The organism is Sphingobacterium lactis (genome assembly GCF_011046555.1).
Classification (GTDB): Bacteria; Bacteroidota; Bacteroidia; order Sphingobacteriales; family Sphingobacteriaceae; genus Sphingobacterium; species Sphingobacterium lactis.
The window spans coordinates 766,869-778,967 of sequence record NZ_CP049246.1; the positions used below are offsets into that span (position 1 = coordinate 766,869).

The window sequence follows — 12,099 nt, forward strand, 5'->3', positions numbered from 1 at the left end:
TTGCCTCTCCTTTGACGCAAGAAATGGGAAAAAGTAAAACTCAATATTAAAATTTTTATCTTTTTTTTTATGGGCTGGCGTCGGAATACCGGGTAGTACACACAACGATTGCCCAATACACCCTCCATTCAAATGGGATTTAAAGGTGCATTGGGCAATAGATGGGCAAATTAATTTTATTATGCCCTGAATAGCATAGCAGGTTCTTCCCTAGCTAAAATAGTGTATTGGATTGGTTTCGACCTCCGTCAGCAACACTGCGGCATGGGCAAACTTTTTCTGGATAATATCCAGCAAAAGTTCCTGCGTAAACTGTTCACTTTCGAAATGACCGATATCGGCAATGATCAATTGACCTTCCGCATCGAAGAATTCATGGTATTTGTAGTCGGCCGTAATAAAGATGTCCGCTCCGGAGCGTTTTGCGTCGCCGAGTAGAAATCCTCCAGCTCCACCACAGACCGCTACGCGGCTAATGGGTTTCCCCAAAGTTTCGGTATGGCGGATCACCTGCAGGTTCATCCTGTTTTTTAGATACCGTAGGAATTCCCGTTCCTCCATCGGTTCGATCAGGTTTCCGATAACCCCCGAACCGACATACGTATGTGGGTTCTCGATAGCGACGATGTGGTAGGCCACTTCTTCATAAGGGTGGCTGGCCAACATGGATACGAGTATCTTCCGTTCCAATTGTGCGGGGTAGATCACTTCGATCTTTGTTTCCTCCACACGTTCCTGCTCGCCCACCTTTCCGATTGCCGGGTCAGCGCCCTCCAAAGGACGGAATGTGCCATATCCCGCGGTGTTATAGCTGCATTCATCGTAATCGCCGATAGCACCGGCACCCGCTTCGAAAAGCGCAGCTCGAACATCCTCAACATTCGCACGTGGAACATAGACCACGAGTTTCTTCAGCAATCCCGCCTTTGGGCGCAGGATCGCCTGATCGACCAGGTCCAATCGCTCGGCCATCTTCGAACTAACACCCCCCAGCACATTGTCCAGGTTGGTGTGGATGGCGTATAGGGCAATGTTATGTTTTATCGCCTTGATCACCACGCGTTCCACATAATTCTTACCCGTAAACTTCTTCAGACCTGAAAATACGATCGGGTGATGGGAAACGATCAGGTTACAGCCTTTGGCGATCGCATCATCGACCACAGCTTCCGTACAATCCAGGGAAACCAATATTTTCTGAACTTCTTCCTGCGCGTCACCAACAATGAGTCCCGAATTATCATAACTTTCCTGGTAGGTCAATGGAGCGACCTCCTCCAGGTATTGGATTACTTCTTTAATCTTCATGTTTATCTTCGTTTTCACGGCGTGCTTCCTGCCACTTGTTATGCTCCAAGAGCAGCACACGGTATTGATTGATCTTGAACCAGTAGGAAATAAAATAGACGAAGCAGACGATCATCGCCAGCATCCGGATAAAAGGCGGAAAGGGCAGATGAAAGACCAGGTAGGACCAGGCATAGATCATACCGGCGTTGTAGCCTGGATTTTCTTCCACGGCGATCTTGCGATCGAAAAACTCATTGTTCAGGGAATAGGATAAACGCCTAGCCACTTCGAAATTCCAATAGATATTGAAAAAAGGCAGCAGGAGGAACCAGGACTGACTGGGCAGAATCGCTTGGTTTTCCTTGGCAATCAAACGTAAGGTGTTTCGGACTGTGTTTGCAAATAGTGCCCACACGATCAGCATGACAACCCCAAAAAATATACTTAATCGCTCTATCTCGGCCGCCAGTTCCGGCGTCATAACATCATTCATCTCCGTACTATTTCGCTGTCAATAATATCTGAACCAGTTCTTTTAAATGTTTTATTTGGGGGTTATGATCTGCTTCCATTCCAACAACCTGGAAATTGTGTTTCTGGGCGCGTGTCGAAAAGAAGTAGAAAGGATCCTTTTCCTTGCCACCCAACGCACTTTCATACGTAAGAATATAGGTCGTCGGGATCTTCAACCGTTCGGGATTGTCCAATTTGATCTTTTCCTTTAAGGTTGCGATCGGATGGGGTACATCCCGCGGAAATTTGGTGGTATCCTTCACCCAGTTTGGCTTTACGTAAAGTCCGTCTTCGCTCTGCAGCAAGTCCGCATCTGGATTTCCCTGCAAGTAGAAAGCTACGCTTTCGCCGTCCTCAGGAAGGAAGGCATCCAGATAGATCATCTTTTTGATCTTTCCGGGAATGCTATCCGCCACACCGGTGATTACCATCCCCCCATAGCTGTGGCCCACAAGAATAACGCTATCCAGACCTTCAAACATGATGGCATTTACCACGTCGGTAATATGGGTACTTAGGTTCACCTCGGGTGAAGCCAAATGGTAACGGTCGCCCAAACCGGTCAAGTTTACGCGGTATACGTTGGCACCCTGCTGGGTCAGCTGCTCGGCGGTTTTCTTGAACTGCCACGCTCCACCCCAAGCGCCGTGCACAAAGACATAGGTAGGCTGTTGCGCTATCACTGTTGCTGAAAGGAACAGTAAGCTGCAGGTTAGGTATAGAATAAGTTTATTCATCTTTATAAAAATACGATTTTAAGACGCATAAATTAAAAATATACACGGTTTCTTATGAAAGTCGTAGGTCAATCCCTTCCATTTCGAAATTGTGGTACTGATAATCTGTTCGTCTGCTGCCGTAATATTGCAGGCAACGCACAATCGGGTATTCGGTTTACAGGTCTTCAATAATTCAGCCAAAAGCTGGTTGTTCCTAAAGGGTGTTTCAATGAATATCTGTGTACATTTCTCCCGTAGGCTCTGCCCTTCCAAGTCCTTGATGGCTTTATTGCGGGCGGACTTATCAATTGGAAGATATCCTTTAAAGCTAAAATTCTGTCCATTAAATCCGGAGGCCATCAGACTGAGCAAAATAGAACTCGGCCCGACCAGTGGCACAACCTTAATTCCACGCCTATGTGCCTCAGCAACAACATCCGCACCCGGATCGGCAATCCCTGGGCAACCCGCTTCCGACATCAATCCCACATCCTTCCCAGCTTCAAGATTTTTAAAGAGGATAGAATAATCTACCTTATCGCGAATATGCTTTCCATAATCATGGATGATCAATTCACTTTGCGGAGTTTTCAGTCCCGCTTCCTTCAAGAACCTCCTTGCGGTCTTTTCGTTTTCTACGATATATTCCTTGATCGTATTGATCAGCTCGTAATGCAGCAGACTGTACGACTTCCTTTCGGCCTGTTCCGCCAAGGGTACCGGTAAGAGATATAGGATTCCTTTTGCCATACTGCAAACCTACTTATTTTGTTGCTTAATTCGAACATCCCTGTGGGTGCAACACATTGTTACATCCTAGCTATAAAGATATTACACAAAGATTTGTAATTAAAAATATTTGTTTGTTACTTTAATTCAAACAGTTATAGCGTATAATTGTCTAATAATTGTAAATAAGGGCTGGTGAAAAGCAGATATTTTTGCGCAAAAAGCCAGTTTCTATATATTTGGTTGAATATGACAACACAGACAACCTCGGGCGTAAAGATTTCGGTAGAATCCACCTATCAAGCGGAATATTCCAATCCGGAAAACGAACACTATATGTTCGCCTATAGGATATCGATAGAGAACCTTAGCGGCTATACCGTTCAATTGTTGCGTAGGCATTGGAATATCTTTGACTCCATTGGCATGAACAAACAGGTTGATGGAGAGGGTGTTGTTGGGGAACAGCCGGTGCTGGAACCGGGAGAAGTACATCAGTATGTATCGGGCTGCAACCTGAAGAGCGATATGGGTTTTATGGAAGGCTATTATGAAATGGTCCGCGAAATGGACAATTCCATCTTCCACGTACATATCCCCCGCTTTAACCTCATGGCGAGTTACCGATTGAACTAACGCCAATCTTGCTAAGTCATCTACTTGCTACTTTTCATCTAAAAAAGATAAGTACTGATAAATATTTAATAATTTTGTGCTTGGATTATTACGTCAAGACATCAGCGTGAGTATATTAAGCACAGAACAGGTAAGTCATTCCTTCAATGACAGGTGGCTATTTTCAGATTTACATTTCGGATTACTAAAAGGAGACCGAGTGGCCTTGGTCGGGATCAATGGTACGGGGAAGTCTACCCTACTGAAGATCTTGGCGGAAATCGTTGAACCTACTAAGGGTCGCGTCGTCAAGGAAAAAGGCTTGCGCATCGGTTACTTGCACCAGGATCCGGATTTTTCTGATCTGAAGACCATCAATGATTTCATCTACAGTGCTGATAACGAACAGCAACAATTAATTAAGGAATACGAACAATTAATTGAAAATCAAGATGTTACATCAAAAAAATTTCTAGAAGTTACGGAAAAGCTCACTGCTTTGAATGCGTGGGAATATGAAAATAACATCAAGACTATCCTAAGCAGGTTCCAGATCACCAACTTTGAGCAGCGTATCGAATCATTGAGCGGTGGACAGAAGAAGCGACTGGCTCTGGCCAAGCTCCTGATCGATGAGCCCGATATCTATATCCTGGATGAGCCGACCAACCACTTGGATATCGAAACGATTGAATGGTTGGAAAAGCTCCTGACAACGGGAAGTAAGACCGTTCTCTTGGTATCGCACGACCGCTATTTTCTGGACAATATCTGTACGGAAATCCGTGAGCTCGACAAGGGCCAGGTCTATACCTATAAGGGTAACTACGCCTTCTTCTTGGAAAAGAAAGCAGAGCGCGAGGCAAACGAAATCCTTGCAGCGGATAAGGCCCGGAACCTGTGGCGCAAGGAACTTGAATGGATGCGTCGGCAACCTCAGGCCCGCGGTACGAAAGCGAAGGCTCGTATCGAATCCTTCTATGACTTGGAGGAGAAATCCAAGGGTCCACGCAAAAAGGACCAGGTAGAACTGAGTGTGCAAGTCGCACGTCAGGGCAACAAAATATTGGAGTTGGAAGGCGCTGGATTTTCGGTTCCCGGAAAGACAATCCTCTCCCCTTTCACCTATACGTTCAAGAAGGGCGACCGCATAGGTTTGGCCGGGAAGAACGGTAGCGGGAAGACCACCTTCCTGAACCTGATCACTGGAAATATCCAGGCCACTACGGGCAAGGTCGACGTTGGTGAAACAACCAAATATGGGTACTATCGCCAAGAAGGTTTGCAGTTCCAAACCGACGAGCGCGTATTGGATATCGTCAAGAATGTTGCTGACTATATCGAAATGAAGAACGGCGAGGTCATCACGGCTTCCCAACTGCTGACCAAATTCCTCTTCCCTCCGGAGAAGCAATTTGGATTTGTGAACAAGTTGAGCGGTGGTGAAAAGAAGCGTCTTCAGCTGATGCGCGTGTTAATGGCAAACCCCAACTTCCTGATCCTCGATGAGCCGTCCAATGATCTGGACATCGACACCCTGAATATTCTGGAAGAGTTCCTGGAGAATTACCCTGGGGTACTGATCCTTGTATCGCACGACCGTTACCTCTTGGACAAGTTGACCGATCAACTTTTCATTTTCCCGGGGAACGGCGAAGTCGTGATCTATAATGGAAACTATGCCGATTACAAACTCGAGCAGGAGGCGCTGATCAAAAAACCAGAAAAGAAAGTAGAACGGGAGAAGCCAGTCGAAACCAAAAAGAAACTGAGCTTCAAAGAGCAGAAAGAATTCGAGACTTTGGAACAGGAAATCGAAACGCTGGAGCAGACGATCGGCAGCAAGACCGAAGAACTATCGGGCACCACGGATCATGTGGAGCTGCAACGGATCGCGAACGAGATCGAAGATATTAAGAACACGCTGGATGAAAAGACAGCGCGTTGGATGGAATTAGCAGAATTTATTTAAGCGTTCCACGTGAAACTCCGAACAGCAGTTTCACGTGGAACTTGAAAGAGTGACATATGTTCAATAAGTATAATGTAATAGTAGTGGGTGCCGGTCATGCCGGATGTGAAGCGGCAGCGGCAGCAGCAAACCTGGGTTCATCGGTTCTTTTGATCACCATGAATATGGGGGTCATCGCACAGATGAGCTGTAACCCGGCCATCGGCGGTGTAGCGAAAGGACAGATCGTTCGCGAGATCGATGCCATGGGTGGATACACCGGTATCATCGCTGATAAGTCCACCATACAGTTCCGCATGCTCAACCGTTCCAAAGGTCCGGCCATGTGGAGCCCACGTACACAAAACGACCGCATGCGTTTCGCCGAGGAATGGCGCTGGCAACTGGAGTCCATACCTAACTTGGATATGTGGCAAGATACGGTCAAAGAAGTAATCGTCGAGAACGGAAGAGCCAAAGGTGTGGTAACCTCAATGGGTATCCGCATAGAAGCAGACGCTGTGGTCCTGACGAACGGTACGTTCCTTAATGGTGTGATCCATGTCGGCGAAAAGAAATTCGGTGGAGGTCGTACAGGAGAGAAAGCAGCAACCGGACTTACCGAGCAATTGGTATCCTTGGGTTTTGAATCCGGAAGAATGAAAACCGGAACCCCTCCCCGGGTGGATGGACGGAGCTTGAATTACGCGGCCATGGAAGAACAGTGGGGCGACGAACAACGCGGAAGATTCTCCTATACCGACGTGGAAATTCCAACAGAACAACGCTGTTGCTGGATCACCTATACAAACGATAAAGTACATGAAATTTTAAAAACGGGATTTGAAAAATCTCCGATGTTCACCGGTCGAATCAAAGGATTGGGACCTCGGTATTGTCCTTCTATTGAAGATAAGATCAATCGCTTCGCCGAACGCGAACGCCATCAGATCTTCGTAGAACCAGAAGGATTCCGCACTGTGGAAATTTATGTGAATGGATTCTCCACTTCCCTACCGGAAGATGTACAGTTGAAAGCACTGCAGCTGATACCAGGATTTGAAAATGCCAAAATGTACAGACCGGGATATGCCATCGAATACGATTATTTTCCGCCGATGCAATTGGACCTTACACTCGAAACCCTGGCCGTGAAACACCTTTTCTTTGCCGGACAGATCAACGGAACAACAGGATATGAGGAAGCCGGTGCGCAGGGATTCATCGCAGGTATCAACGCCCACCAACGTATCAATGATGAACATGAGTTGATCCTTAAAAGATCCGAATCGTATATCGGTGTCCTTATCGATGACCTCGTAACGAAAGGTACGGATGAACCATACCGTATGTTCACCTCCCGGGCAGAACACCGGTTACTATTGCGCCAGGATAATGCAGATATCCGCCTCACCCCTATCGCACATAAATTAGGATTGGTTTCCGACGAGCGCTTGGATAAGGTCAAGGCCAAAATTCAAAATTCAGATGCCATTGTCGACCACATGAAAGCTACGTCTATCGGTATGGCAGAGATCAATCCGATCTTGGAAGAAAAAGGCTCAAGCGCAATCGTACAGAAAACTAGATTGATCAATATCCTGAGCAGACCTCAGATTGCAATCGAAGACATCGCGAAAGCCGATCCTGAATTCTCGGAATACCTAAACACCTTCGACGAGGACACCATCGAACAGGCAGAGATCAAAGTGAAGTATGAAAGCTACTTTGAAAAGGAAATGGAGATCGTGAATAAAATGAAGAAAATGGAGGATAAAGAAATCAATCCAGAATTTGATTATAATTCACTAACTTCACTCTCCATTGAGGCACGTCAGAAACTATTGAAGGTGAAACCGAGGACGCTGGGACAAGCATCCCGAATTTCAGGTGTTTCACCAGCCGATATTTCGGTTTTAATGGTACATATGAGTTAAATATCTGATTATCAGTATTTTAAATAAATATAAAACAACTTAAAATAAAGCGATATAAGACATTATTTTAAATTTTATGACTCCGTATTCCAAAAAAGATAAAAATTCAGCAGAGCGCTTAAAAAGTAGCTTATTTCAAAAATTACTCTTTTTAAGCTTTGCGATCATGCTATCTTTAAGTTTCACCCAATGTGCGAACATGCAGAAGCCAACAGGGGGACCCAAAGATTCCATACCACCAAAACTTTTGCAGGTAACTCCGGCGAACCTGAGCAAAAATTTCAAGGAGAAAACAATTACCATGACTTTTGATGAATATATCAAAACTGTCAATCCGGGTAAAGAATTCAGTATCTCTCCTGATGTGGAAACACAACCGATCTATAAAGTGAAGAAAAAGAACTTTATTATCGAGCTACCGGATTCTTTGGAAGCCAACACAACCTATACCATAAACTTTGGAAAAGGTTTGGTGGATTACAACGAAGGTAATCCATTTATCAATTACAACTACGTATTTGCCACAGGTGACGAATTGGATTCCTTGAGTATTGCTGGAAAGGTCATGAACGGATATACCAAAGAATTCGATCTGGAAAAGGATAAGGAGGTAATCGCAATCCTGATCCCAACCAGCCGCGATACCATATTCGGAAAACGGAAAGCATCATACTATACGACCGTGGATTCATCCGGTAATTTCAAATTCAATAATCTTCGCGAAGATACCTACCGTGTATATGCCCTGAAGGATATCAACAACGATAAAATATACAATGGTAACGATGAATGGATCGGCTTCCTGAACGATAGCTTAGTCCTAAATGCCAATATATCCGGTTTACATCTGGAATATACAAAAGGTAAACCACAGATATTCAGAAATTTAGAGAAGAAGGTAGAAAAAGATGGGGCAGTCCTATTGACCTTTAATAGGCCGTTGGAGGAACCTGACCTACGCATTATTGACCCGCAGAACCTCGAGGCCAATAAATTGGTGAAATATTCACCAACCTTGGATACAGCAAAAATGTACCTGGAAAATCTGGAGTTCGATTCACTTAAGATTGAAGTAGCCGAATATAACGAACCTGTAGATACGATATTGATCCGTAGAGCACGCAATATTAAAGTCGACAGAACGATCGAACCGAAGTTGAACATCGGTAATAAAGTGGACCGGATCAAACATATCGAACTGACTTCCTCCTACCCTATCGCTTCGGTGGACAAGAATAAGATCCAGATCCTGGAAGATTCCGTATCCCGACGCAATTTCCAGTTGCAGCAAGACTCCCTGAATAGAGAAATGTACCATATCCGCTTCAATTGGAAACCGAAACGGAATTACGAACTTGTCCTTCAGGAAGGAGCAATCCTAGGTCCATTCGATGAAACCAATAAGGAGAGCAAAACACAGTTTACCCTGAACGAAACAGAAAACTATGGCGATATCATTCTGACATTCACAGGATTGGATAGTGCCAATAATTATATTGTCGAACTGATTGATGAGAAAAAGGAAAAAATATTCGATGTACGCACGGTAGGACCTGATAATAAACTTTCCTACATCAAATTTCCGGGAGGAAAATATACCTTGCGGATCATCGAAGATGCGAACAAGAATGGCAAATGGGATGCTGGAGATGTATTTACCCGGAGGCAGGCCGAAAGAATCTGGTATCTGGACAGAACCTTCACCATTCGGGCCAATTGGGAACAGAACGAAACCATTGATGTCAAAATGGAATAGTACTATTCCATGAACCAAGAACTATAAAGCACATAATTGTGCGGTAATTTCTTTAATAATTGAAGCTGCTCCGCTGTGAGCGGCTTTATTTTTTTAGCCGGTACTCCCGCATATAGGAAACCAGATTCACAGACTGTATTTTCCAGAACAACGGCACCAGCGGCAATAATCACATTCGATTGGATATGCGCCCTGTCCATCACGATGGCACCCATACCTATCAACGCGTAATCATCTATCCTACAACCATGTACAATGGCATTATGACCGATATTAACATAGTTACCAACATCTGTTCCGTTCTTCTCAAACGTCCCGTGAATGGTCACATTATCCTGGATATTGGAATAATTACCGATTTTAATGTAATTCACATCGCCGCGGATTACAGCATTGAACCACACAGAACAATGATTTCCAAGTTCTACATCCCCAACAAGGGTAGAATTAGGCGCTATAAAGCAATCGTTTCCAATTTGAGGGACTTTATCCTTTACGGGCAATATCGTTGGCATATCCTTTAAAATTAATCTTATAGTACAGTATCTTCTAAATAGTCAGCATGTTGTGGATAATCCGTTGTGTAATGCAACCCTCTACTTTCCTTCCTGTGCATCGCGGATTTCACGACCAGATAGGCCACTTGGATCACATTCCGCAGTTCACAAAGCTTCACCGATAGTTTCGTGTTCTTATAAAAGGATTCCGTTTCTTCATGCAATAGGCCCAATCGACGCATCGCACGATCCAATCGAAAATCGGAACGCACAATGCCCACATAGTCACTCATTAATTTCTGTGTTTCACGTAGATTATGCGTCACCAAGATATCTTCATTGGATAATTGTGTATTGGATTCATCCCATGATGGGACATCATCTTGAAAATCGACACCTTGAACTTTCTTTGCGGCATCTTCAAATATACGATGTGCATAAACAGCAGCTTCCAATAAAGAATTGGATGCCAATCGATTAGCACCATGCAATCCCGTAGAGGAACATTCCCCACAGGCATATAACCCTTGAATGGATGTAGCGCCGTATTCATCCACCATAATACCGCCACAAAGGTAATGTGCAGCTGGACTAACAGGAATGAGATCTTTGGTCATGTCCAAACCAACAGAAAGACATTTCTCATAAATATTCGGGAAATGAGAAAGAATATCCGCTTTTGAACGGTGCCTGATATCCAGGTAAACATAATCCAGTCCAGATTTTTTCATTTCCGCATCGATCGCGCGGGCAACGATATCCCGCGGAGCTAATGAACCACGTTCATCGTATTCCTCCATAAAGGATTCGCCATTCGCACGCTTCAATATTCCTCCGAAACCACGTACAGCTTCAGAAATCAAAAAAGCAGGATATTCCCTTGGATTGTACAATGCAGTCGGATGGAATTGGATAAACTCCATATTCCTCACCTTTCCCTTTGCCCTATATACCATGGCTATGCCATCGCCTGTAGCAATGGTCGGATTGGTCGTACTGGAATAGACATGCCCAGCACCTCCGGTAGCCATTAGGGTAATCTTGGAAAGGATCTTTTCCACATGCCCCGTTTTGGTATTCAGGGCATATATACCATAGCAATTGATATCCTCCGTACGTTTATCCACATGTACTCCCAAATGATGTTGGGTAATAAGGTCTACAGCGAAGTAATGTGTTAATATCTCAATATTGGGATTGGCATGTACCTTTTCCAAAAGAGCACGCTCGATTTCATACCCCGTAATGTCCTTATAATGAAGGATTCGATGTTCAGAATGGCCACCTTCCCGCGCAAGATCATATTCTCCGGAAGCTTCCTTATCGAAGCTCGTGCCATATGCGATCAGCTCGGCAATCCGTTCCGGACCTTCCTTTACCACGTTTTCCACAACTTGTGCATCACATAGCCCATCTCCCGCAATCAGGGTATCCTTGATATGCTTTTCAAAACTGTCGTCCTCATCCGTCACAACGGCCACTCCGCCCTGTGCATATTTTGTATTCGACTCATCCTCATTGGCTTTCGTCACAATGAGCACCTTTCCTAGGTCTGCAGCTTTCAACGCGAAGCTTAATCCGGCAATCCCGGAACCTACAATCAAAAAATCTACTTTTCTATCAAGCATGTAAACAATACGGTTAATGCTACGTTTAATTAAAACTGAACCAACAAATTAACAAATAATGTGGAAAACGTGTAAATAACACGTGAATTAAAATTCAAAACTTTCTTTTATTCCACAATACTAGGGAATTTCACACAAGTATTGATTAAATATTAAGAATATATGTAGCGAATATTAACAACTTCCACACAATAGACATTTCACATAAAAATATGGAAAAAATAAAAGGTGAAAAATAAGAGTCTTGAAAATCAAGAGTTAAGCATCCCAAGGCTGTGGATAAAATGTGAATAAATATAGAATATCGACTAAAGGAAATAAAAGTTCACGGATTTATCCCCACTTTCCACAGGCTAATAAACAATAAGATTCTTCTTTAATAAAAAGATTATAATTTATTGAAAAAAGGGAATGTGGATTTCGTTTCGTTTTCTTTCTTTACTTTTGTGCTCAAGGAGAGTCCA

At 44.1% G+C, this 12,099-nt stretch carries 10 protein-coding genes; 4 read left to right on the plus strand and 6 right to left on the minus strand.

Features of this window, described 5'->3' with window-relative positions; all coding sequences use genetic code 11:
* Window positions 1-210 precede the first annotated feature (210 nt).
* The 4 genes from G6N79_RS03370 to G6N79_RS03385 are packed head-to-tail and all read right to left on the minus strand — an operon-like array spanning window position 211 to window position 3,272.
* Window positions 211-1,308: a Nif3-like dinuclear metal center hexameric protein gene (locus G6N79_RS03370; protein WP_103906693.1), complete on the minus strand. Its 1,098-nt coding sequence runs from the start codon at window positions 1,306-1,308 to the stop codon at window positions 211-213.
* A complete protein-coding gene (locus G6N79_RS03375) occupies window positions 1,298-1,783 on the minus strand; it encodes a hypothetical protein (protein ID WP_103906577.1) in 486 nt (161 codons plus the stop codon). Before G6N79_RS03375 ends, G6N79_RS03370 begins: the two co-directional genes overlap by 11 nt.
* Window positions 1,784-1,790: 7 nt before the next feature.
* Complete coding sequence (locus tag G6N79_RS03380) at window positions 1,791-2,540, minus strand: alpha/beta fold hydrolase (protein ID WP_103906578.1); 750 nt, start codon at window positions 2,538-2,540, stop codon at window positions 1,791-1,793.
* An 18-nt stretch (window positions 2,541-2,558) separates the two neighbouring features.
* The gene (locus tag G6N79_RS03385) at window positions 2,559-3,272 is read right to left on the minus strand and encodes an SAM-dependent methyltransferase (RefSeq protein WP_103906579.1); all 714 of its coding nucleotides are present in this window, start codon (window positions 3,270-3,272) and stop codon (window positions 2,559-2,561) included.
* A gap of 228 nt (window positions 3,273-3,500) precedes the next feature.
* On the opposite strand from G6N79_RS03385, the gene apaG reads away from it, so the two are divergent.
* The 4 genes from apaG (at window position 3,501) to G6N79_RS03405 (ending at window position 9,510) form a co-directional block, all read left to right on the plus strand.
* On the plus strand, window positions 3,501-3,887 hold the full coding sequence (gene apaG, locus G6N79_RS03390) for a Co2+/Mg2+ efflux protein ApaG (protein ID WP_103906580.1): 387 nt from the start codon (window positions 3,501-3,503) through the stop codon (window positions 3,885-3,887).
* A gap of 106 nt (window positions 3,888-3,993) precedes the next feature.
* Window positions 3,994-5,838: an ABC-F family ATP-binding cassette domain-containing protein gene (locus G6N79_RS03395; RefSeq protein ID WP_103906581.1), complete on the plus strand. Its 1,845-nt coding sequence runs from the start codon at window positions 3,994-3,996 to the stop codon at window positions 5,836-5,838.
* A 56-nt stretch (window positions 5,839-5,894) separates the two neighbouring features.
* Window positions 5,895-7,754, plus strand: coding sequence for a tRNA uridine-5-carboxymethylaminomethyl(34) synthesis enzyme MnmG (gene mnmG / locus G6N79_RS03400; protein WP_103906582.1), 1,860 nt, complete (start codon window positions 5,895-5,897; stop codon window positions 7,752-7,754).
* A 199-nt stretch (window positions 7,755-7,953) separates the two neighbouring features.
* Window positions 7,954-9,510: an Ig-like domain-containing domain gene (locus G6N79_RS03405; RefSeq protein WP_234993210.1), complete on the plus strand. Its 1,557-nt coding sequence runs from the start codon at window positions 7,954-7,956 to the stop codon at window positions 9,508-9,510.
* Window positions 9,511-9,512: 2 nt separating this feature from the next.
* On the opposite strand, the gene G6N79_RS03410 is transcribed toward G6N79_RS03405, so the two are convergent.
* Complete coding sequence (locus G6N79_RS03410) at window positions 9,513-10,025, minus strand: gamma carbonic anhydrase family protein (protein ID WP_103906584.1); 513 nt, start codon at window positions 10,023-10,025, stop codon at window positions 9,513-9,515.
* Between the two features lie 17 nt (window positions 10,026-10,042).
* On the minus strand, window positions 10,043-11,635 hold the full coding sequence (gene nadB / locus G6N79_RS03415) for an L-aspartate oxidase (RefSeq protein ID WP_103906585.1): 1,593 nt from the start codon (window positions 11,633-11,635) through the stop codon (window positions 10,043-10,045).
* Between the last annotated feature and the right edge of the window lie 464 nt (window positions 11,636-12,099).